General features: G+C 68.0%; 23 protein-coding genes and 3 pseudogenes. 14 read left to right on the top strand and 12 right to left on the bottom strand.

What is annotated here, in order from left to right; genetic code table 11:
• Window positions 1-28: 28 nt before the first annotated feature.
• Entirely contained in the window at window positions 29-1,723 is a 1,695-nt protein-coding gene (locus PI86_RS12580) for an AMP-binding protein (protein ID WP_039322730.1), read from the bottom strand.
• A 388-nt stretch (window positions 1,724-2,111) separates the two neighbouring features.
• Between PI86_RS12580 and PI86_RS12575 the strand changes: the two genes are divergently transcribed.
• From PI86_RS12575 to PI86_RS12565, 3 genes and pseudogenes are all read left to right on the top strand, one after another.
• Window positions 2,112-2,444, top strand: a complete 333-nt coding sequence (locus tag PI86_RS12575) for a DUF2322 family protein (RefSeq protein WP_039322727.1) — start codon at window positions 2,112-2,114, stop codon at window positions 2,442-2,444.
• Window positions 2,445-2,622: 178 nt separating this feature from the next.
• A pseudogene (locus PI86_RS12570) lies at window positions 2,623-3,000 on the top strand ((2Fe-2S)-binding protein); the annotation flags it as partial.
• Window positions 3,001-3,126: 126 nt separating this feature from the next.
• A complete protein-coding gene (locus PI86_RS12565) occupies window positions 3,127-3,759 on the top strand; it encodes a LysE family translocator (RefSeq protein ID WP_039322721.1) in 633 nt (210 codons plus the stop codon).
• Between the two features lie 27 nt (window positions 3,760-3,786).
• On the opposite strand, the gene PI86_RS12560 is transcribed toward PI86_RS12565, so the two are convergent.
• The 3 genes from PI86_RS12560 to PI86_RS12550 form a co-directional block, all read right to left on the bottom strand.
• Window positions 3,787-4,467, bottom strand: a complete 681-nt coding sequence (locus tag PI86_RS12560) for a YebB family permuted papain-like enzyme (protein ID WP_039322717.1) — start codon at window positions 4,465-4,467, stop codon at window positions 3,787-3,789.
• 136 nt (window positions 4,468-4,603) lie between these two features.
• The gene (locus PI86_RS12555; protein WP_014900504.1) at window positions 4,604-5,173 is read right to left on the bottom strand and encodes a hypothetical protein; all 570 of its coding nucleotides are present in this window, start codon (window positions 5,171-5,173) and stop codon (window positions 4,604-4,606) included.
• A gap of 222 nt (window positions 5,174-5,395) precedes the next feature.
• Window positions 5,396-5,854 carry an Lrp/AsnC family transcriptional regulator gene (locus PI86_RS12550; protein ID WP_039322714.1) on the bottom strand — a complete coding sequence of 153 codons (459 nt, stop codon included), beginning with the start codon at window positions 5,852-5,854 and terminating at the stop codon, window positions 5,396-5,398.
• 124 nt (window positions 5,855-5,978) lie between these two features.
• Here PI86_RS12550 and PI86_RS12545 point away from each other — a divergent pair, with 124 nt between their 5' ends.
• The 3 genes from PI86_RS12545 to surE all read left to right on the top strand — a co-directional run bounded on the left by PI86_RS12545 (window position 5,979) and on the right by surE (window position 7,974).
• Complete coding sequence (locus PI86_RS12545; protein WP_039322711.1) at window positions 5,979-6,716, top strand: AzlC family ABC transporter permease; 738 nt, start codon at window positions 5,979-5,981, stop codon at window positions 6,714-6,716.
• Window positions 6,706-7,008 (top strand): AzlD family protein, encoded by a 303-nt coding sequence (locus PI86_RS12540; protein ID WP_014900507.1) that lies wholly within the window; start codon window positions 6,706-6,708, stop codon window positions 7,006-7,008. The genes PI86_RS12545 and PI86_RS12540 overlap by 11 nt, the downstream gene beginning before the upstream one ends.
• Window positions 7,009-7,194: 186 nt before the next feature.
• Complete coding sequence (gene surE / locus PI86_RS12535) at window positions 7,195-7,974, top strand: 5'/3'-nucleotidase SurE (protein ID WP_039322708.1); 780 nt, start codon at window positions 7,195-7,197, stop codon at window positions 7,972-7,974.
• A gap of 95 nt (window positions 7,975-8,069) precedes the next feature.
• On the opposite strand, the gene PI86_RS12530 is transcribed toward surE, so the two are convergent.
• Complete coding sequence (locus PI86_RS12530; RefSeq protein WP_014900509.1) at window positions 8,070-8,891, bottom strand: SDR family NAD(P)-dependent oxidoreductase; 822 nt, start codon at window positions 8,889-8,891, stop codon at window positions 8,070-8,072.
• Between the two features lie 14 nt (window positions 8,892-8,905).
• Window positions 8,906-9,073 (bottom strand): annotated as a pseudogene (locus PI86_RS17145) (MFS transporter); the annotation flags it as partial.
• 76 nt (window positions 9,074-9,149) lie between these two features.
• On the opposite strand from PI86_RS17145, the pseudogene PI86_RS12520 reads away from it, so the two are divergent.
• A pseudogene (locus tag PI86_RS12520) lies at window positions 9,150-9,386 on the top strand (rhodanese-like domain-containing protein); the annotation flags it as partial.
• A 16-nt stretch (window positions 9,387-9,402) separates the two neighbouring features.
• Here the strand turns inward: PI86_RS12520 and PI86_RS12515 are convergent.
• Both PI86_RS12515 and PI86_RS12510 read right to left on the bottom strand, forming a co-directional pair.
• On the bottom strand, window positions 9,403-9,870 hold the full coding sequence (locus tag PI86_RS12515; RefSeq protein ID WP_039322702.1) for a cupin domain-containing protein: 468 nt from the start codon (window positions 9,868-9,870) through the stop codon (window positions 9,403-9,405).
• Between the two features lie 127 nt (window positions 9,871-9,997).
• On the bottom strand, window positions 9,998-11,221 hold the full coding sequence (locus PI86_RS12510) for a Zn-dependent hydrolase (protein WP_039322698.1): 1,224 nt from the start codon (window positions 11,219-11,221) through the stop codon (window positions 9,998-10,000).
• Between the two features lie 94 nt (window positions 11,222-11,315).
• Here PI86_RS12510 and PI86_RS12505 point away from each other — a divergent pair, with 94 nt between their 5' ends.
• Window positions 11,316-12,239 (top strand): LysR substrate-binding domain-containing protein, encoded by a 924-nt coding sequence (locus PI86_RS12505; RefSeq protein WP_039322695.1) that lies wholly within the window; start codon window positions 11,316-11,318, stop codon window positions 12,237-12,239.
• Between the two features lie 63 nt (window positions 12,240-12,302).
• Here the strand turns inward: PI86_RS12505 and PI86_RS12500 are convergent, their stop codons facing one another.
• The 3 genes from PI86_RS12500 to pdxR form a co-directional block, all read right to left on the bottom strand.
• On the bottom strand, window positions 12,303-13,655 hold the full coding sequence (locus tag PI86_RS12500) for a pyridoxal phosphate-dependent decarboxylase family protein (protein WP_039322692.1): 1,353 nt from the start codon (window positions 13,653-13,655) through the stop codon (window positions 12,303-12,305).
• 19 nt (window positions 13,656-13,674) lie between these two features.
• Window positions 13,675-13,974: an ArsR/SmtB family transcription factor gene (locus tag PI86_RS12495; protein ID WP_014900516.1), complete on the bottom strand. Its 300-nt coding sequence runs from the start codon at window positions 13,972-13,974 to the stop codon at window positions 13,675-13,677.
• 251 nt (window positions 13,975-14,225) lie between these two features.
• Entirely contained in the window at window positions 14,226-15,704 is a 1,479-nt protein-coding gene (pdxR, locus tag PI86_RS12490) for a MocR-like pyridoxine biosynthesis transcription factor PdxR (protein WP_039322688.1), read from the bottom strand.
• Window positions 15,705-15,831: 127 nt separating this feature from the next.
• On the opposite strand from pdxR, the gene PI86_RS12485 reads away from it, so the two are divergent.
• The 3 genes from PI86_RS12485 (at window position 15,832) to PI86_RS12475 (ending at window position 18,710) form a co-directional block, all read left to right on the top strand.
• On the top strand, window positions 15,832-16,308 hold the full coding sequence (locus PI86_RS12485; protein ID WP_039322685.1) for a GNAT family N-acetyltransferase: 477 nt from the start codon (window positions 15,832-15,834) through the stop codon (window positions 16,306-16,308).
• A 351-nt stretch (window positions 16,309-16,659) separates the two neighbouring features.
• Window positions 16,660-17,673: a hypothetical protein gene (locus tag PI86_RS12480; protein WP_039322681.1), complete on the top strand. Its 1,014-nt coding sequence runs from the start codon at window positions 16,660-16,662 to the stop codon at window positions 17,671-17,673.
• A gap of 227 nt (window positions 17,674-17,900) precedes the next feature.
• Entirely contained in the window at window positions 17,901-18,710 is an 810-nt protein-coding gene (locus PI86_RS12475) for a TlpA family protein disulfide reductase (RefSeq protein WP_039322678.1), read from the top strand.
• Between the two features lie 115 nt (window positions 18,711-18,825).
• Here the strand turns inward: PI86_RS12475 and PI86_RS12470 are convergent, their stop codons facing one another.
• A complete protein-coding gene (locus PI86_RS12470; protein ID WP_039322675.1) occupies window positions 18,826-19,230 on the bottom strand; it encodes a hypothetical protein in 405 nt (134 codons plus the stop codon).
• An 819-nt stretch (window positions 19,231-20,049) separates the two neighbouring features.
• Between PI86_RS12470 and PI86_RS12465 the strand changes: the two genes are divergently transcribed.
• The 3 genes from PI86_RS12465 (at window position 20,050) to PI86_RS12455 (ending at window position 21,747) form a co-directional block, all read left to right on the top strand.
• Entirely contained in the window at window positions 20,050-20,439 is a 390-nt protein-coding gene (locus tag PI86_RS12465) for a fucose-binding lectin II (protein WP_014900522.1), read from the top strand.
• 277 nt (window positions 20,440-20,716) lie between these two features.
• Window positions 20,717-21,457, top strand: a complete 741-nt coding sequence (locus PI86_RS12460; RefSeq protein ID WP_014900523.1) for a fucose-binding lectin II — start codon at window positions 20,717-20,719, stop codon at window positions 21,455-21,457.
• 77 nt (window positions 21,458-21,534) lie between these two features.
• Window positions 21,535-21,747: a GyrI-like domain-containing protein gene (locus tag PI86_RS12455; protein WP_039322671.1), complete on the top strand. Its 213-nt coding sequence runs from the start codon at window positions 21,535-21,537 to the stop codon at window positions 21,745-21,747.
• The last annotated feature ends 82 nt before the right edge of the window (window positions 21,748-21,829 follow it).

Below are 21,829 nucleotides of genomic sequence, written 5' to 3'. Positions count from 1 at the left end.
CCTCTATCGACGATCGCTCGCGCGACGGTCAGGTTTCCCAGACGACCGGCTGCCCGAGCGCGGCCCACTCACCCGCGCACTGTGCGTAACGCCCCTCGATCGCACCCCGCCGGATCTTCAGCGTCGGCGTCAGCAGCGCATTCTCGGCCGTCCAGGTGTCCTTGACGATGACGAGGAACTGCAACCGCTCGTGCGCGGACGCGCCGGCGTTGACGCGCTCGCGCAGCACCGCGAACTCGCGCGTCAACACCGCCCGGTCGAGCCGGCCGGCCGCGACCGCCATGCGCGTGTCGACCGAAAGCATCAGCAGCGCGAACGGCATGGCCAGCCCCGCGCCCGCGACGCAGACGGCTTCGAGCAGCGGATGCGTCGCGAGCTGTTGCTCGATCGGCGCAGGCGCGACATATTCGCCCTTGAGCGTCTTGAACGCATCCTTGATGCGCCCGGTGATCCTGAGGAAACCGTCCGCATCGATTTCGCCGCAGTCCCCCGTCCGGAAATAGCCGTCTGCCGTCATCAGCCGCGCGGTCAGCTCGGGTTCCTTGTAGTACCCCAGCATCTGGGTCGGACTTTTCACCTCGATCTCGCCGCCCGCGCCGATGCGGGCGGCGACCCCGACCTGCGGCCGGCCGACGCTGCCCAGACGCGGGCAGCCGGGAAGATTGGCATGCGAGATCGCGAAGTTTTCGGTCATCCCGTAGACATCGAGCAATTCGAGACCGAGGTCGCGATACCAGCGCATCAGACTGTCCGGCAATGGCGCGGACGACGTGAAGGCAAGACGCACCTGGTCGAGCCCGAGTTCGCGCAGGATCCTTCGTTTGACGATCCGTCCCACCACCGGCACCGCGAACAGCCAGCGCTGCGTGCGCGGGGCGATCTTCTCGTTGATGCCGAGATGGAACTTCGTCCAGAGCCGCGGCACCGAGAAGAAGACGGTCGGGCGCGCGCGCTTGAGGTCGTCGACGAAGGTCGCCAGCGAGTCGGCGAAAAACACGCGGTAACCGAACGCGAGCGACGCGACTTCCACCGCCGCGCGCTCGGCCGCGTGGGCGAGCGGCAGATACGAAAAGCCGCGCGCGGTCTGCCGGGTGTCCCAGTGACCGCTGCGCAGCATCGAGAGGTACGCGGCAGCGAGACTGCCGTGCGACAGCACCACGCCCTTGGGCTGCCCGGTCGTGCCCGACGTATAGACGATCGTGGCCGGCTCGTCGAGCGCCGGCAACTGCACGTCGGCGAGCGGCGCATGCGCGGCCAGGATCTCGCTCCACTGGAGGAGGTCCCGACGCGGTGACAGCGGCAGCGCCGCCTGCGGCAAATCCGCCGGCACGCTCTCGCGAATGTTGGCCCAGTTGTCGTGGATGCCGTCGAGCTTGCCGAGCAGCAGCAGCTTCGCTTCGCTGTGCCCGAGCACGTAGCGCACCGACTCGGCGCTGAATGCCGGATAGAGCGGCACGCTGACCATGCCGGCCATCATGATGGCCAGATCGGCGACGATCCAGTGCGCGCTGTTGCGGCCCAGCAGCGCGATGCGGCTTCCCCTCGGCAAACCCAGCGAGACGAGATACGCGGCCGCGCGACGCGCCTGGTCGCCGACCTCGCCCCACGAGTAATCGACGACCGAACCGTCGGGACCGGGCTGCGTCAGATAGGTGTGGTGGCGACGCGCCGTCTCCCACGCGATAAAACGCTCCAGTACGGTCGCATCATCCGGCAGCGTCATCGCATGCCTCCCTGTCACCGATGGCCCGGTTCGGTCCCGCCGCACCCGCGCGCCCTCCGGGTTCTTGCAGACCAGTCGCAGCGGGTGCAGCCGGGCTCGATCACGCCCTGCGCCCGCAGCAGTCAAGCGAATCGCTTCGCGCCTGTTACGCGCATTAGTCAGGAGTTCGACGTTGTCGATGGTTGTCGTCCACGGTATTTCATGATGCCGCGTTACGCAATGCGCGGGTGCCCGAAGCTGCATCGCCGCATCGCGCCCCCGCAATCGTCACATGAATGGAATTGCCGCGAGTTCGGCTGACCGCGCGGGCCGACGCACCCAGGCCGATCGGATAAGATACGGCCGGCCACGCCGATTGGCCCATGACCGAACCGACGGAGTATTTTCAGTGATTCAACCGACCCCAGTATTCAAGGACAACCTCGCGCAACTGCCGGCCATCGACGGCGTCGCCCGCATCGATCTCGTCGGCGCGAACGGCGACGTGGTCGCCAGCATCGAGAACCAGCCGGGCAAGCAAGGCTCGCTCGCGGTGTACAACTACCTGAAGCAGGCATTCGGCACGCTCGATGCGAAGGCGGCCGAGCATGGTCTCGCCGTGTTCGCGGAGCACACCGCCGACGCACGCAACCGCCCGGGCGCGCACCCGAACGTCGATCGTCTGCTGGCGATCGTCGCCGGCGGCGAAGCGCTGCGCATCGACGTGGTCGCGAAGGACTGAGCGACGCGCCGGATGGCCGGCGGGCCGTCGCAGCCGTCGCGCTGCGGCGGCTGCAGACGCACGTGGTCCGATCGCCACGCGCTCGCCGGCCGCACGTCACTTCCGCGCTCGTCCACGTCCGCGGGATTGCCGCGCACCATCCGCGGTGAACGAATCGGCGCAACTCGCGCTGCAGCCTGGCACCGCCCGCCGCGTGCGCGTGGTCGACGGCGTGTTGACCGCGTTCTCGGTGTCGGGCGCAGCGGGCGCAACCGAGGACAGTGCCGCCGTGCTGCGCGACTACGTGGACAGCGGCACCGGCGTCGGCGCGATCGGCCGGATGCTGTTGTTCGCGGGGCGCGTGCCGTTGCAGGCGGCGCCCGCACGCGGCCGCGCGGTCTGCAATTGCGTGGGGATCAGCGAGCACGAGATTCGTGCGGTCCTGTCGGCATGTCCCGCGACCGCGACACCGGCAGAGCGGTTCGCAGGCTTGCAGACCCAGCTCAAATGCGGCACGCAGTGCGGCTCGTGCGTGCCCGAGCTGCGGCGGATGAGCGCCGAAGCGGTCGTGTCGTAGCGGCCGGTTCAGTCGCGACCGCGGAGCCGCCGTCCGGGCCACCTCGCGGACTCGCGAGTTGACCGCCCGCGGCGGCCTTCCTACACTGACCTCCCTTTCACGCCTCTCCGGCAAAAAGGGACTTCCATGATCGACCTCTCCACGCTCGCGCTGTTCTCCGGCGCGTGTCTTGCGCTGACCGCCACGCCCGGCCCCGACATGCTGCTGATCGCGTCGCGCAGCGTGAGCCAGGGCCGGCGCGCGGGGTTCGCCACGCTCGCGGGCATTCAGGCCGGCACTTACTGTCATGCGCTCGCGGCCGCGCTCGGGCTGTCGCAGCTCTTCGTCGCGGTACCGGTCGCTTACGATGCCGTGCGCTTCGCCGGCGCCGCGTATCTGCTCTATCTCGCGTGGAAGACGTTCCGCTCGGATGCGACCGCGCTATCGCCCGTCGCGTCGCAGCGCCGCCACTCGAGCGCCGCGATCTTCCGCCAGGGCCTGACGACGAACCTGCTGAATCCGAAGATGGCGCTGTTCGTACTCGCACTGTTTCCGCAGTTCGTGCGCCCCGGGCACGGCTCGATCGCCGTACAGATTCTCGTGCTCGCGACGGTGCTCAACCTGATCGGGCTCGTCGTCAACGGCGCGGTGATCCTGTCCGCCAGCCGGCTGAGCCAGCGGATCGGCGCGCGCCGCCGGCCGTCGAAGCTGCCGCAGTATCTGCTCGGCACGGTGTTCGTGGGGTTGGCCGCGCGGCTTGCGGTCGCGGGCCGGCATTGAGGGCTGGGGAAAGGCGTCGTCCGCGCATCAATCGACGCGACCGGCGGCAGCGTCGCGGGTATCCGCGACCACGCGCACCTCGCTGCTCTCGAACAAGCTCGCCGGCGTCACCGTGCGGCGCTGCCACGGAATCCGGCCGAAATACCAGATCTTCCAGAAGCCGAGCGGATGATCGGGGTTCCGCCGCAGCAACGTGTCGAAGGTTTCGACGTCGCCGAGCACGATCCGCGTCGCATCGCGCACCACTTCGCGCACGAAGCGCGAGCAGAACTGCCGGCGCGATGCGAGATTGAAACCCGTGTCGTAGACCACGCCGATCCGGCGCATCGCCGCGTCGACGAGCCGGCGCCGCTGCGCGGCGTCGAGCGGCTGCTTCAGCCGCGCGATCACGCACGCGCCGCGATCCGAGCGCGCGAGAAATCGCGACATCAGCGTCACGCGCGACAGCGGAAACGTGCTCTCCGCGACGAGCGGCTCGCCGCCGCGCTCGCCGACGACGATCCCGACGTGATTGGTCCACGCTCGCGTCGCACGCGCCACTTCGAGAAACGGCCGCACCGTCACGCGGATGAACACGATGTCGCCGATCTCGGGTTCGACCGGCAACGGCAGCTGGTTCGGATCGGCCGCGCCGACGAAGCCTGGACGCCGCCGGCGTCCGCCCGGCCGGCGGGTGATCGGTGGCCGGCCCCCCGTGTCGACAAGCATGCGGACCTCGCGCGAGTGGACATGGCTGCCAGCATGTCAGCCTCGGCCACATCACGCATCCGCCTCGTGCGTCAGAGGCCCGATCCGCGCCGCCGGGTAGCGAATTTCGATACCCGGCGGCGAGCCCGCGCAACCTTCAGCGATTCGCGCCCAGCGCCACGCGCAGCCGCTCCATCAGCCGCGTGTAGTGCTGCAGCACGTCGGCCTTGTCCGTCACGTTCGCGGTCGAGAACCGCTCGCCCCAGGCCGGCTTCCATTCGTACGTGCCGTGCACGCTGCGGTCGCCGTCGGGCGCGTGGATCAGCGAACGGATCCGCGCATCGCGGCCGGGCCCCGTGTGCACCTCGAACAGCGCGTGGATGAACGTGTGATACGCGGCGTACACGTCCTCGTCGAACAGGTAGCGGTAGATGTGGAAGGTGCGGTCCAGTTCGCGCTTCGCGCGGATCACGTCGTCCGGCGAGATGTCCTTCCAGTAGCCGATCCACGTGTAGAAGCACAGCAGCGCATTGAGCTGCGGCGCGACCGTGTCATACAGCGTGAGCCGCTTCTCGATCAGCCGCTGGTTGGTCCACTGCACGAGCTCGAGCCGCTTCAGCCGGCGCGCGACGAGCCAGCCGAGGCACGCGACCGACAGCGGTGTCAGCACGCCGAGCACGAGCTTGACGATTTCCAGCGAATTCCACGGCGTGTTGAATGGCTGCATGAATGACCCGACAAGAAAGACGCACCGTCCGGCGCCGGGCGCTGCGCGCATCCGCGCGTGCCCGTCCGGTCGCTTCACGGTTGACCGTTAGTTGCTTGCGCATCGAATCCCGGATGGCGGTGCATCCGGTGTGCGGCGAAGCGGCTTGTCCCGCCAGTTTATCGAGCCATTGTCACCGGCCGATGACCGTCGTTCCATTCGGCCTCGCCCACCCGCTCAGCGTTACGTCGGCAGCGCCGACGTGAGCTTGACCTTCTGCATCGGGATGTCGGTCTTCACGCTCAGCACGCCCGGAATGCGCGTCAGATATTCCATCTGGAAGCGCCGGTAGTCGTCGATGTCGGCCGCCACCACGCGCAGCAGGAAATCGCAGTCGCCGGCCATCAGGTGGCACTCGACGACTTCCGGCATCTGCTGGACGGCTTCGGCGAAGCGGTTCACGGATTCCGCGTCCTGCCCCTTCAGCCACACGCGCGTGAAGATCGTCAGCCCCTTGCCGACCTTCGCCGGGTTCAGCACGGCCACGTATTTCTCGATCACGCCCGCTTCCTCGAGGAGCCGCACGCGCCGCAGGCACGGCGACGGCGACAGCCCGACTTCCTGCGCGAGTTCCACGTTCTGCATGCGGCCGTCGCGCTGCAGCGCGCTCAGGATCCGCCGGTCGATAGCATCCAGCTTCATTGGCATCGAATTCCAAAAAAATCGCAAATTGCTCGTTCAATGCCAAATTCTCCGGAAGATCGGGCCGCAACGCAACCCGATTCGAGTCAAAAAAGCAGACAATCCTCGTCCCGAAGGAGGAGTAATGAGCAGTAGCGTTTCAACGTCGTCCGGGCTTCGCGACAAGCCCGCCTATATCGCCGAGATGGGTCGCGGATTGCGCGCGGCGCTGCCCGTCATGCTGGGTTTCGTGCCGTTCGCGCTGGTGCTTGGCGCACAGGCCGCGCAAAAAGGGCTGAACCTGTTCGAGGTCCCGATGATGACGGGCCTGAATTTCGGCGGCGGCTCCGAATTCGCGGCGATCCATCTGTGGACATCGCCGCCGCACATCGCGCTGATCGTCGCGATGTCGTTCCTCGTGAATTCGCGCCACATCCTGATGGGCGCAACGTTCGAGCCGTACATCCGGCGCCTGCCGCGCCGCCGCGCGTTCGCCGCGTTGTTCTTCATGTGCGACGAGAGCTGGGCGATGTCGCTCGCCGACGCGCGTTCGCGCTCGGCCAAGCACATCAGCGTCCCCTATTACGCGGGCGTGTGCTCCGGGCTCTACCTGACGTGGATCTCGATGACCACGCTCGGCGCGGCGGTCGGCCCGATTATCGGCAACGTGGAGCAATACGGCTTCGACATGGCCTTCACGGCCGTGTTTCTGGTGCTGTTGCGCGGGATGTGGAAGGGCATGCGTGCGAGCCGCCCGTGGTTCGTGAGCCTCGTCGTCGCGGCGGCCACGCACCTGGCCGTGCCCGGCGCGTGGTACGTCGCGGCCGGCGCATGCGCGGGGCTGATCGCCGCGCTGCTGTGGGAGCCGCGCGATGCTGCCTGATTTCGCGACGGTCGCGACCATCGTGCTGATGGCATCGACGACCTACCTGTCGCGCGTGCTCGGCTACGTGCTGCTGCGCAACCGCACGCTCAGCCCGCGGATGGCGTCGGTGATGGAGAACGTGCCCGGTTGCGTGCTGATCTCGGTGATCGCGCCGGCCTTCGTGTCGACGCGTCCGGCCGACCTGCTCGCGCTCGCCGTCACGCTGATCGCGGCGACCCGCCTGTCGATCCTGCCGACCGTCATCGTCGGCGTCGCGTCGGCCGGCCTGCTGCGGCACCTGCTCGGGTAACGCGATTCCGGCCCGCTGCGCGGGCGGCACGTCAACCGGAGAACGGGCGCGCCATGCGCCCGTTTTTGCATCTACACACTGCGCGCGGCACTGCGTGGCACGACATACGTCGCGACGGGATGCTAGCCTTGCGGCTGTACCCGCGATGCCTTCCCCTGTCATTGCCTACCTGCGAGGATCGTCCCGATGCAAGAAACCCGCCCGCTGTTCGACCGCGTCCTGCTCACCAACGACGACGGATTCGACGCCCCCGGCCTTGAAGTGCTCGAACAGGTCGCCACCCAACTGGCGCGCGAAGTGTGGATCGTCGCGCCGGCGGAAGACCAGAGCGGCACGTCGCATTCGCTGAGCCTGCACGAGCCGCTGCGCGTGCATCGCAAGGGCGAGCGCCGCTTCGCCGTGCGCGGCACGCCGGGCGATTGCGTCGCGATCGCGGTCAGCCACCTGATGAAGGACGCGCGGCCCGATATCGTGCTGTCCGGCGTGAACCGCGGTGCAAACCTCGGCACGGAGACAGTGTTCTCCGGCACCGTCGGCGCCGCGATGACGAGCATGCTGGTCGGCGTGCCGGCGATCGCGCTGAGCCAGGCGTTCAGCGACCGCAACGCGGTGCCGTGGAATACGGCGCTCACGCACGCGCCGGACGTGATTCGCCGGCTCGTCGCGGCCGGCTGGGACAGCGACGCGTGCCTCAACGTGAATTTCCCGCCGCGCCCGGCCGACGACGTGCGCGGGCTGAAGGCAACGAACCAGGGCGCCGGCACGCTGCAGGGCGTGGAAATCGTGTCGGGGCGCGATCCGCGCGACATCGAATACCACTGGCTGAAACTGGCGCGCGCGCCGCGCGACGACGATGCGGATTCGGAAACGGTCGCGCTCGGCGAAGGCTACATCGCGGTCACGCCGCTGAAGTTCGAACGCACGCACGACGGCGCGCTGGCGCAGCTGCGGTCGAACCTCGGCTGACCGGCGGGATCGGCAGGCAGCTTCGCCGCCGGCGCATGACGCCGGCACGGGGCTGCCGTGACGTTCCGCAGCGCCGCCCTCATCGGCGGCCCCCGTCACGTCAGGTTCAATCCCCCGTCGAGCATCACGATCTCGCCCGTCACGTAATCGGACGCGACGAGCATCGCGACCGTCTGCGCGACGTCGTCCGGCGTCGCCGCACGGCGCATCGGCGCGCGCTCGCGCCAGAGCTGCTGCGCGTCGCTCCAGTCGGCGGTCAGCGGCGTATCGACCAGCCCCGGCGCCACTGCATTGACGCGAATCGCCGGCGCGAGCGTGCGCGCGAGCAAACGCGTGGTGTGATTGAGCGCAGCCTTCGCCGCCGCATACGGAATCGACGCACCCTTCGGCCGTGCGCCCGCGTGCGAGCTGACGTTGATGACGCAACCGGCGCGCCCGCTCGACGCGGCTTCGAGCAGCGCGGGCTGCGCTTCGGCGACCAGCCGGAACGGCGCGATCACGTTGATCTCGTGCATCTCGCGCCACACGTCGGGCGTCGCGGCGGCGAGATCGTCGTGCGGAATCACGCGACTGACGCCCGCATTATTGACCAGCACGTCGAGCCGCCCGTGCACGGCGAGCGCGTCGCGGATCAGCCGCGCGCGCTCCGCATCGTCCGCGAGATCGGCCTGCACGTAGACCGCGCCGAGTTCGCGTGCCATCGCGCGGCCCGTGTCGGCGGAGCTGCGCGAATGCAGGATCACCGCGTAGCCGTCCGCCGCCAGGCGTCGTGCGATGGCCGCGCCGATGCCCGACGTCGATCCGGTGACGAGCGCGACGGGCCGATGCATGCGCGCCGCACGCGGCTCGGCGACGGTTTCGGTTTCAGGCTCCGTTTCGGCAGTCGGGACATTCATCGGCGGGTGCGGCGTGTCCATGGCGTGCAATCCTGTCAGTGGCGTTCCCGCATCATAAGCGCGACGACGCACCCGGACGCGAACGTGACGGCCGCCACCACCAGAATCGCGTCGGCAAACCCGAAGCGGTCGGCCATCAGGCCGGCCGACAATGCGCCGATCGCATAGCCGAGATCGCGCGTATCGCGCACGACGAGGAGCGACGGCAGCAGGCCCGCGACCGCGTAGAACACGCCGACGTAGATCGGCGTCGGCTGCAGCCCGTCGCGGCTCGCGATCGCGCTCGGGCATCTGCCGGGCGCGCGGAACATTCCGCTCGCGAGCCTTGAAGCGCGCCTCGGCGAATTGCCGGTCGACACCGAAATCGTCGCGTACTGTCGCGGCCCGTACCGCGTGCTCGCGTTCGAAGCCGTCGCCGCATTGCGCGCGCGCGGCTTCAAGGCCGCGCGGCTGGAGGACGGCTTTCCGGAGTGGAAGGCGGCCGGCCTCGCCGTCGTGACCGACACCGCCGAGTGATGCGCCGACCGGCCGGTTACGGCTGCTTCGGCAGGTCGACGAAATCCTCGAGTTCTCCGGCAACGTAAAGCCGCTTGCCGATTCTCGGGTATTCGCACACATCGTGTTCGAGACGCTGGCCGACGATGAACAGCTGCAGCGGCGCCTCGCCGGTGTTCTGCAACGTGTGCGCATCGCCGCCGCGCGGAAAGCCGAGGAAATCGCCCGGCCCGATTTCCCACGTGCGTTCACCGATCGTGGCCGTGCCGGTACCAGACAGCACGTACACGCATTCTTCCTCGTACAGGTGACGGTGATACTCGGCCGATTCGTGACCGGGCATCAGCGTGAGCAAATGGGCGCCGATTTGCGTGAGGCCGGTCAGGTCGCTGAGCTGCCGTTTGAGGCGAACGGCGGTGGGATTCAGCGAATGCACCGCGCGCGTCGGCTCCATCTTTGCGATATCGGCGGCCTTCAGCAGTTCCCGGGGAGATGTCGTGGACATGGGGATTTCGTCAGCGTGAATGGATCGGTTGAACGAGCCGCCCGGGCCGGCGCGGCGCGCATGCCACGCTATTGTCCAACATTTCCACGCAGGCGAGGTCGCGGCGCGCACGCGCCGCCGCGCAGCACTATCGCGCGCAATCGGCCAGCAGGTTCGCGAGCACCGACGCGCCCTGCGCGAGGTGCTGCGGATCGGCATCCTCGGCCTCGTTGTGGCTCAGTCCGGCCTTGCACGGGACGAACACCATCGCACTCGGCGCGACGTACGACAGGTTCACCGCGTCGTGCCCGGCGCCGCTGCACATCTCCAGATACGGATAGCCGGCGGCAGCCGTCACCTGCCGCACGCGCGCGACGCATTCGGCATCGAACACCACCGGCTCGTACTCGGCGATGGTCTGCACCTGCACCTGCGTGCCGCGCAGCGGGATGCGCTGCACGCAGATCGCTTCGATATCGGCGACGAGCCGCTGCAGCGCCGGCCGCGACGGGTGACGCACGTCCACGCTGAAGCGGACCAGGCCGGGGATCGTGCTCGGCGAATTCGGCTGGCACGCGACATGGCCGACGGTCACGCGCGCATCGGCATCGAACGCATGCCCATGGTCGACGATCGCGGCGATCATCGCGGCGGCCACGCCCATCGCATCCTTGCGCACACTCATCGGCGTCGTGCCCGCGTGCGACTCGAAGCCGGTCACCGTGACGTCGAGTTCGTAGATGCCCTGCACGCCGGACACCACGCCGATCGGCAGACCGGCGTTCTCCAGCACCGGGCCTTGCTCGATATGCGCTTCGAAATAGGCTTTCGGCATCTGTCGCTCGCGCTCGCGGCCGGCGAAGCCGGTGCGCTCGAGCTCGTCGCCGAGCCGCACGCCCGTCTGCATGCACGGCCGGGCCAGCGCGTAGTCGAGATCCAGCGTGCCCGCATAGACGGCCGAGCCCATCATGCCGGGCGTGAAGCGCGAGCCCTCTTCGTTGGTCCACGCGACGACGTCGATCGGATGGCGCGTGACGACACCGTGCTCGTTCAGCGCGCGAATCGCCTCGAGGCCGGCGAGCACGCCGTAGACGCCGTCGAGGCGGCCGCCGAGCGGCTGCGTGTCGAGATGGCTGCCGCACATCACGGCCGGCACGTCGGGCTGCGTGCCGGGCCGGCGCGCGAACACGTTACCGATCGGATCGATGCGTACCTCGCAGCCGGCGTCCTCGCACCAGCGGATGAAACGTTGCCGGCCGAGCACCTCGTCGGCACTCAGTGCAAGCCGGCAGCTGCCGCCGCGCGCGGTCGCGCCGATCGTCGCCATCTCCATCAGCGAATCCCACAGCCGTTGCTGGTTGACCGGAATCATTGCGGCAGCTCCTGAAAAGCTCCGAGCATATACACTCGATCCGATAAGAAAAATCCAAGATTTCGATTCGTGCGATAACTTTTCCTTGTCACCCATGAAGCTCAAGCAGCTCAATGCGTTTCTCGCGGTCGCCGAGCACCGCACCATCCGCGGTGCGGCCCGCGCGCTCGGCGTCACGCAACCGGCCGTCAGCAGCATCGTGCGCGAGCTCGAAGCCGAGCTGGGCGTGCCGCTCGTGATGCGCAGCGTCAAGGGCGTCGCGCTGACCGACTACGGCAGCGCGTTCGCGATTCGCGCGCGGCTGATCGTCGAGGAACTCCAGCGCACGCGCGACGAAATCGAGCAGTTGCGGCTCGGCACGAGCGGATCGGTGTCGATTGCGGTCAGCCCGACCGTCGCGCTCACGATCCTGCCGCGTGCATTCGATGCGTTCACGCGCAAGCTGCCCGGCGCGACCGTGAACGTCGACGATGCGCTGACCGCGACCGATCTCGCGCGGCTGCGCGACGGTTCGCTCGATTTCATCGTCACGCACCAATTGTCGAACGCGCTGCCCGACCCCGACGAATTCGCGAGCATTGCGCTGTTCCGCACGGCGTTCGTGGTCGTCGCGAGAAGCCGGCATCGGCTCGCGCGTGCGCGCTCGCTGCGCGAGCTAGGCGACGCGCAATGGTGTGTGCCACGTTATGGGGAGGGTGGTAACGATCTGGTGCATTCGATCTTCACGCCGTCCGGTCTCGAGATACCGAAGCGGGTGCTGCACTGTCCGTCGTTTGCCGCGACGCTCGGGCTCGTGTCGCAGACGGACGCGCTCGGCGTGTTCGCGCGGCCGCTCGCGGACGTCGAACGCAAGTCGCGCGGGATCGTCGTGCTCGATCTCGCCGAGCCGCTGCCGGCGTTGACCGTCGTGATCGTGATGCGGCGGCATGCACTGCTGACGCCGGCCGCGCTGCATCTGATCGAATGCCTGAAGGCGGCCTCGGCGAACGTGCTGGCGAAGGATGACGACGGCACGTGACCAACTAAGCGTGACGCAAGCAAGACGCAAGCGCCGCGCCCGAAACGCAGGCGCCGCCGCCGTTCAGCCCACGTGCACGCCGCGCAGCTTGGTCAGCAACGCGACGAGACGATCGATGTGTTCGTCCTCCGTGCGCCACGACGACACGCTGATCCGGAACGCCGGCCGCCCCTGCCACACGGTCTGCCCGAACCATACGTCGCCCGAATCCTGCGCGGCCTGAAGGATCGCGATCGTCTCGTCGTCGGTGCCGGCGCGCACCAGCACCTGGTTCAGCACGACACGGTTCAGCACGTCGTAGCCGGCCGCGCGCAGGCCGTCCGCGACGCGCTGTGCCTGCGCGCAATGCCGCTCGATCATCGTCGCTACGCCCGCGCGGCCGAGCGCACGCAGCGCGGCCCACACGGGAATGCCGCGTGCCCGCCGCGAGAATTCCAGGTTCAGGTTCTTCTGCGCATCCTGCGCGCCGCTCAGGTAGACCGCGTCGCTGTTCATCGCGGTCGCGAGCGCGGCCGCGTCGCGGCAGATCACCATCGCGCCGTCGTACGGCGTGTTGAGCCACTTGTGGCCGTCGGTCGTCCAGCTGTCCGCGCCGTCGATGCCGTCGGTCAGCGCCCGCTTTGCCGACGCGCGCGCCCACAACCCGAACGCGCCGTCCACGTGCACCCATGCGCCGGCGGCCTTCGCCGGCGGAATCAACGCAGCGAACGGATCGAACTCGCCGGTGTTGACTTCGCCGGCCTGCACGCAGAGGATCGTCAGGTCGTCGAGCGGCGGCAATTCCGCGGGGTCGATGCGGCCGTGCGCGTCGACCGGCGCGACGACGAGACGCTTCATCCCGAAGCCGAGCACGCGCAGCGCCTTCTTCACCGTGACGTGTGCGAACTCGGAGATCACGACCTTCACCTCGGGCGCGCCGGTCAGGCCGTCCTCGTCGACGTCCCAGCCCTTGCGCGCGAGCAGCGCGCGCCGCGCGGCGACCAGCGCGACCAGCGTGCAGGCCGTCGCGCTCGTGCCGAAGCCGACCGCGCTGCCTGCGGGCAGCCCGAGCACCTCGACGACCCAGCGCGCGGCCTGCCGCTCGATCGTCGCCGCCACCGGCGAGTTCGCGAACGACGACGCGCACTGGTCCCACGCGAGCATCAGCCGCTCGGCCGCGGCCGCCGCCGGCAGCGTCGCGCCGATCACGAAGCCGAAGTAGTTCGGGCCGTTCGACGCGACGGTCGCGGGCGTGCCCTGCTCGTCGAGCAGGCGCAGCACGTCGTCGGCAGGGCGGCCCTCGTCAGGCAGCGGCTCGTCGAACGCGGCGAGGCCCGCGAGCGCAGCCGCGTCAGGGTACGCGCGCCGGTCGTTCGTGGCGGCGAGGTAGGCATGCGCGCGCCGGTCGGCGTCGGCCAGCAGGGCGAGTTCGTCCATTCGGTTGCCTCGGCGGAGATCAGAGTTGCAGGAGATCGCGGCCCAACTGATGCAGCGCATCGTCGATCCGCTTGTAGTACGTGAACTTGCCGACACGCGTCGCCTGCACGAGCCCGGCATCCGCGAGGATGCGCATGTGGCGCGTGGTCGTGGCCGGCGCGATGCCGAGCTTCTCGGTGATATAGGTGCAGCACACGCCGAGTTCGTCGAAGTCGCCGTGCGGCTGCGGCGGGAAATGCCTGCGCGGCTGCTTGAGCCAGCGCATCACGGCCAGACGGCTCTCGTTGGCCAGTGCGCTGATGCGGGTGACGTCGTCCATGGGTTCGGTCTCGTTTAACGTTTTGAATATTAGCCAAATGACGAAACGTGGACAACTGGATTGGCGAGTTTTTTTGCGCTCGCCGTCGCGCTGGAAGCGGGCTCGTCCGCTACTGCACCGGATTCGACGTCATCGCGTCGATGGCTGGCACGGAGCCGCGTCGAGCGTGGCGCGATCCGGTGCGATCAATCCGCCGATGCGCGGGTAGGCGGATCTGCGGGCCGTCGCGCCCCAACGCGACGCGACGGTCGTCACCGCGCGGCGAGCACGCGGTCGATCATCTCGCCGATCCACAGCGCGAGCGCGTCCATCCGCTCGGCCGGCACGCTGCCGTAGCCGAGCACGAGCCCGTTGTAGCCGTGCGCGGTGCCCGGCAGGCAGAACGACGACAGTGGCCGCAGGATCAGCCCGTGCGCCTGCGCGACGCGGCTCAGTTCCGTATCGGCGACGGGCACGTCGAGCCGCGCGGACAGATGCATGCCGCCCGCGCCGCCCGACACCGTCAGGCGCGTGCGCAGGCGCCGCTCCAGTGCGTCGTGCAACGCATCGCGCCGCTCCGCGTACACGCGGCGCATACGCCGCAGATGCCGCGTGAAATGCCCGGCGTCGATGAACTCCGCAAGCGCGCGCTGCTCGACCGCGCGGCCCTGCAGCAGCAGCGCGCCCGCCGCGTCGCGCAGCGGCTGGGCGAGCGCGGCCGGCACGACCATGAAGCCGAGCCGCAACGCGGGAAACATCACCTTGCTGAAGGTGCCGAGATAGATCACCGGCGCATCGTCGGCGAGCCCCTGCACGGCTGCGTGCGGCGTGCCGTGGTGCCGGAACTCGCTGTCGTAGTCGTCCTCCACGATCCATGCGCCGGCCGCCCGCGCGTGCGCGACGAGCGCGAGCCGCCGTTCGAGGCTCATCACCGCGCCGAGCGGATACTGGTGCGACGGCGTGATGTAGACGAGCTTCGGCGGACGATCGCGCCAGTCGTGCGAATGCGGCGCCAGCCCCTGCGCGTCGACGCCGATCGGCTCGACGCGCAGGTCGGCCGCGAGAAACGCATTGCGCGCGCCGTGGTAGCCGGGGTTCTCGATCCACGCGACGTCGCCCGCGTCGGCCAGCGCGCGGGCGCACAGGTCGAGCGCGCCCTGCGTGCCGTCGGTGACGATCACCTGCGCGGCGTCGCAGCGCACGCCGCGTGACGCACGCAAATAGCCGGCGATCGCGTCGCGCAGCATCGCATCGCCTTCCGCCGACTGGTAGCCGAGCTGCGCCGGCCCGGCTGCGCGCCATGCGCGCTCGATGCAACGTCGCCATGCCGCGAGCGGGAATTCGTCGACGGCCGGCACGCCCGGCATGAACGGCAGCGATTCGTCGAGGCCGCTCGTCGCACGCTCGGCCTGCACGACGCGCCGCGACAGCACCACCGTATCGGCGACGGGCGCCGCAGCGGCAACCTGCGGCCCGCGCAAGCCCATCTGCGCGACCACCGTGCCCTGCCGCGTGCCGATCACGAAGCCTTCCGACGCGAGCCGCTCGTACGCGTAGAGCACCGAGTTGCGTGCGATGCCGAGCTCGTCGGCCAGCGTGCGCGACGCGGCAAGCCGCGCGCCTTCGGCAACCCGGCCGTTCAGGATCGCGTCGCGCAGGCACGCGTACAGCCGCTGCTGCTGCGACATCCGCGCGGCCGCGTGCGGCCCCGCATCGCGCTCGAAGGTCGACCGCAGGACGGCGTAATCCATCGTGGCTCCAGAAATGGGGTATGTCATGGATCTACACATGGTGCCACGATCTTTCTATCGTAGATGCCTGCTCCCGTTTCCGGCCGCGCCGGCAACGCTTCACTCCATCCTCGAGAGATTCGCGAACATGAACGCTACCGACGCCGGCCTGACCGTACGCCCTGTGCGGGAAGACGACTACGACCACTGGCTGCCGCTGTGGGACGGCTACAACCGCTTCTACGGCCGCTTCGGCGACACCGCGCTACCGCGCGAGATCACGCAGCTCACGTGGTCGCGCTTCTTCGACGGCTACGAGCCCGTGCATGCGCGCGTCGCGGAACGCGGCGGCCGGCTCGTCGGGCTCGTGCATTTCCTGTATCACCGGAGCACGACGCTGGTCGGGCCGACCTGCTATCTGCAGGATCTCTTCACGCTCGACAGCGAGCGCGGCAAAGGCGTGGGCCGCGCGTTGATCGGGGCCGTGTACGACGCCGCGCAGCAGCATCGCGCCGAACGCGTGTACTGGCAGACGCATGAAACGAATCACACGGCGATGCGGCTCTACGACACCGTCGCGGAAAAGACGGGATTCGTGATCTACCGGAAGGTATTGCCGCGCTGATCACGCCGCGCGCGGCAGGTCGTACGCGGCGCGGCCGCGACGGCTTCAATCCAGCGGCCGGGCCTGCCGGCCCGGTCGATCCATTGGCCGGCGACGTGCGGCCAGTGTCTTGCAATGGCTTTCGTGTCGGTCATATGTGCTCCCGATCGCGGTTCGTCGTTCCGGCCCAGGATGCGCATGGCAAGCCGAAGCGGCGGCGCGCGTGCGCGCGGCCTTGCGCTGCCCGGGTTGCCCGGGTTGCTTCGGCCGGTTTCCGTTTCCGGCGGCGGCGTTCTACAGTTACGAGAAACAACCCGCGCGGCCGCGTATCGTCCCCGCTCGACGATACGCACCCGATTCCGAGGAAAGTCCATGCCGAGTATCGTCGCCGGTCCCGCCGGTCTTCCGCCGAGCCCCGTGGCCGCGGAAACCCGCATGGTGCACGACGTTGCCACGCTGCAGCCGGCCGAATACCGTTCGGCGGACGGTGCGTCGTGGGTCATCGCGACCATCACGCCAGCCAGGGACAGTGGCGCGAACGTGACCGGCACCACCTACTTCGATACCGCGAAACAGCAAACCGTCGCGGTGCCCGATGCACGCCGGCGTTATGCGAACCGCGGCACGTGGCAGGTCGTTGCCAGTTCGAGCCCGTCGGTGCCCGCGACGGGCCGCTACGACTGGCTGACGCTCGCGTGGCTGCCGATCAACCAGCGGCCGCTGCCGCAAACGCCCGAGCATCTGTATTCGCCGTTCATCCAGGGCGGCACGATCATTTATCGGTGGCATCCGGCCGCGCAAGGCGGCGAGCGGTTCGGCAACGTGCGGATGATCTTTCCCGAGTGGAAGCAGCCGGTGGCGGACGTGCTGCGATCCGCTGCCGGCGACGCTCCGCAAGCGGCCGCCGCTTCGCCGGCAGCGGCGCTCGATCGCGTGCAGCAGGACGGCAATCCGATGGCTGCCGTGCTCGACTTCGGCGTCGCGCTGCATGAAGAACCGGCCGAGCGGATCGCCGCGCGCCTGCCGGCCTTGCTGCGCGCGAACGACCTGCACGAAGTGTCGGCGATCGTGTATCAGTGCATCGCCGCGTCGCGTGAAGAGGACCGGCCGCGCTTCGTCGAAGCGATCAACGGATCGATCGTCTCGATCGACGACAGCGCGCGCCTGCTGGCGATCGCGTACGGCGCGTTCGCGGCCGGCCGGGCGCGGCCTCGTCCGTTCACCGATGCCGCACAGACCGCGCGCATCAACGATGTGTTCACGGCGTTGAAGCAGCGGACGTCGGCGTTGCACATCCCGGTGCCGGACGGTTCGCCGTGGGCCGAGTTCTTCACCGCATACCGGCTCGGCGGCGCGCCTTCCGGCTCGGGCCGAAACCGGCAGTAATTGCCGAACGTGCGGGATGGTCAGTCGGCCTGATGCTCGGGAGGCCTGCATGAAAGCGACGTCGTACTGAATGCCCGCGCCCGCATGCGATCCGCATTCGTCAGACGATCCGCATCGCGCGGGCACGACGGGAACCCGTGTGCGTCCCGTAGGGTCGAAACGCATCATGACCGTCGACGGCGTCGCCGTCACCGGTCGCTCCACCGTCCCCGCACTCCTTTCTTCCCATGTTGAGCATCGGTCCCTTCTCGATCCGCGTCGTCGCGGTAGCCGCCGCCGCGCTGCTGGCGTGGCTCGTCGCCCGTTTCATCCAGCGCCGTCCGCCGGACGGCCAGCACAAGACCGCGTCGAGCCTGATCCTCGACGTGCTGCTGCTCGGGCTGATCGCCGCACGGATCGGCTACGTCGCGCAATGGTGGCGCGACTACGCCGCCGCGCCGCGCTCGATCATTGCATTCGGTGACGGCGGCTTCGACTGGCGCATCGGTATGGCCGCCGCGCTCGTGTTCACCGTCTGGCGGCTGCGCCGGCTGCCCGCGCTGCGCCGCCCGGTGACAGCCGGCATCGTCGCGGGTCTCGCCGCATGGGGCATCGCGCAGGGCACGCTGGCGACACTGCAACGCACCGCGCCGCCGTTCGAGTCGATGCAGCTCGAAGCGCTCGACGCGACGCCCGTATTGCCGCAGCGTTTCGTCGGCAAGCCGGTCGTCGTGAACCTGTGGGCGACGTGGTGCGCGCCTTGCCGGCGCGAGATGCCGATCCTCGAACAGGCGCAGCGCGATCACCCGGGCATCACGGTGCTGATGCTCAACCAGGGGGAAAACGCGCAAGCAGTGCGCGCGTTCCTCGAACAGCAGGGGCTGCGCTTCGATCACGTGCTGCTCGATCCTGCGCTGCGCGCGATGCATGCGTACGGGTCGCGCGGCTTGCCCACGACGCTGTTCTTCAACGCGAAGGGCGAGCTCGTCGAATCGCACATGGGGGAGTTGACCGCCGCGCGGTTGAAGGACGCCGTCGCGGAGCGCTTTGGTCAGTGATGCCGTCGGCAGCGCGGTCGAGGCCGCACTCGATCATCGGCGGCAGCGCGCGTTCTCGCTGCCGCGCCTGACTCGACCGGCGACACACGGCCTCATCGACAACTGCCGGCTACGCCTACGGCCGTGACAACACCATCACGCGCCCCGACACGCGCTGAAGCTTGAGCCACCCTGTGTCGGCGGTGAACTTCAACTGCTGCAGCGGAAAATCGAATCCCGCCTTCTGCGCGGCGCTGACCACCGCATCGGCGATCCAGCGGATCAGTTCCTTGCCCTCGTCGGTCGTCTGATGGCCGTGCTGGATGCCGTAGAAATAGCGATTCCCGGCGTTGACCTCGTTCTGCAGCTGCATCCAGTGCCCCGGCAATCCGGGCAGCGTCCTGAACAGGTCGGCCACGCGCTGCGTCGTCAGCCCGCGCGCCCACAACGCGCCGTTCACGGCGGGCCTCGCCAGGTTGTGACGATCTGCTTCCTGGGCCTGTTCCTTGATCTCGCCTTTCAGCGCATCGGGTTTCGTCATCACGCATTCCTCATGAGGGGCCGGCAACGGGCCGGTTCCGTGACAATGACCGCCGGAGAACCAAGCGCCCGCAACGGGCGAGGTTCACTCGTGATGCAGGAGGCGGCCGCGAACGACATGCCGGTGACGCACGCCGGCGTGGCGCGCGGGCAAGGCTACGCGATAGCGCGCACGCGCACGGGCCCGCCCGCACCGATCGAACGATACGCGCATTGCACGAATTCAACGCCTGTCAGCACTATCAGTGCCCGGCCATTCGTACCATGCACGAAACACGCAAAATCAGTCCAGTCCGATAGGCGGCAACGCGCGCTGTCAATATGCTTGTCGAGTGCGGTGCCGGCGGAATCCTGTCTACATCGGGATGATGTCAATCAACGACCTTCGTCGGTCACCGCACCCCTCTCCGTTGCGATCCGGCTTCGGTGCAGGCGTACAGTGGTGGCCGGTGGGCACGGCCACGACAGAGAACCACGATGTTGAAACAATACGCTGCCACATGCGAACGCGGAGCGCCTGCTCCGAAGCCCGACTCTCCCGATTTCCCAGATTCCCCACCACTCACACCTGCGCGCCCGTCCATTGTTCATGAAAATGCGACACACCTCGATATAATTTCATGGGTATATCGAATTATTTTCCATTGAATTGGCTTCAGTAAATCGAACTGTTTCGGTTTGCGATTTACTGAACAATTTTCATTCCCGGCCGAATATTTTTTTATTTATTTTTCGCCATGCTGGCCACGTCGCGCTTGAAACGGCAAACGTTTGCGCGACGCAGCGAAGCGCCTTATCCACCGACCTTCAGGAGGAAAGCATGGCCGACTCTCAAACGTCCTCGAATCGCGCCGGCGAGTTTTCGATTCCGCCGAACACCGACTTTCGCGCGATCTTCTTCGCGAATGCCGCCGAGCAGCAACACATCAAGCTGTTCATCGGCGACAGCAACGAACCCGCCGCTTATCACAAGCTGACCACGCGCGACGGCCCGCGCGAAGCCACGCTGAATTCCGGCAACGGCAAGCTCCGCTTCGAAGTGACGGTGAACGGCAAGACCTCGGCCACCGACGCGCGCCTCGCGCCGATCAATGGCAAGAAGTCTGACGGCTCGCCGTTCACCGTCAACTTCGGGATCGTCGTATCGGAAGACGGTCACGACAGCGACTACAACGACGGCATCGTCGTGCTGCAATGGCCGATCGGCTGACCTGACGCCCGCTTGACGACCGATTCATGCCGGCCGGCGACTACACCGACGGGATCGTGTTCCTGAACTGGCCGCTGGGGTGAACCGGGCGCGGCAGCGCGCAGCATGCGTTGCGCGCCGCTGCCGAATCGCGCAATGGCGACGGGGTCAACCACGCATTGCGCATCGAATCACTCGAGCAGTCATTTGCATTCCCACGCTGCGCTCCGTGCGCGACAACGGCGAGATCCGCTCACCGGACGTGCGACGCGCAACCTTCCATTAAGACGAGGACGACATGTCACAACCCTTTACCCATGACGATCTGTACGCACTCCTGCAAGTCGCGGGCAACGACGCGACCGCCGTGCAGGCGAACGGCGACCAGGCGGTGCTCGACCGGATGCGTCAGTTCATGACCGCGCAGCTGGTGGAGAAACTGCCGCAGTACGACGTGTTCGTCGACATCGCGACCATCCCGTACAGCTTCGACGTCGGCAGCTGGCAGAACAAGGTGAAGACCGATGCTGCGGGGCAAGTGGTCGCGTGCACGGTGACGTGGGCCGGCGCGCCAGGCGTGCTGCCCGGGGCGGCGGCGAAGTTCGGCGTCGGCGCAGTGGTCAATTACTTCTCGAAAGCGACGCCGCAACCCGAGCCCACGCATCCGGATACCACGACGACCGGCGGCGGCGAACGCGACGGCATCTTCAACCTGCCGCCGAACATCGCGTTCGGCGTGACGGCACTGGTCAATTCGGCCGCGCAGCAGACGATCGAGGTGTACGTCGACGACAACGCAAAACCGGCCGCGACGTTCCAGGGCGCCGGCACACAGGACGCGAACCTGAACACGCAGATCGTGAACTCGGGCAAGGGGAAGGTGCGCGTGGTGGTGACGGCAAACGGCAAGCCGTCGAAGATCGGCTCGCGTCAGGTCGACATCTTCAAGAAGACCTACTTCGGGCTCGTCGGGTCGGAAGACGGGACGGATGGTGACTACAACGACGGGATCGCCATTCTGAACTGGCCGCTCGGCTAAGCGGCAGAATCCGGTCGATCTTCGCCACGCCATCCGGCGTGGCGATTTGGCTCGACAGGATTGCCGCCGATTGCAACATGACGCGCTTCGGCTTTTCGCGCCTGTTCTCGATGAACACCGGTTGGCCGGTGATGCGCTATGTCCGGTACAGCATCTGGAACGGCTGGCTGCCGACGTCGGGGTTCAAAGCAGTGGACGCGCCCGAGTTCGAGCGCTACAGCGGCGACTACGATCCGGCGACGGGCGCCGGCATGCTTGAAATATGGCTGCCTGTCGAGCATTGCGCGTGAGTTGCCAGCACCGATCGGCGCGCCCTCACGCTCGATCCTGACGGCTATCGACGGCACTGCACCACGGTGCGCATCAACGTTC

Source organism: Burkholderia sp. A9 (genome assembly GCF_000801975.1).
This window is presented reverse-complemented; position numbering and strand designations above follow the sequence as displayed.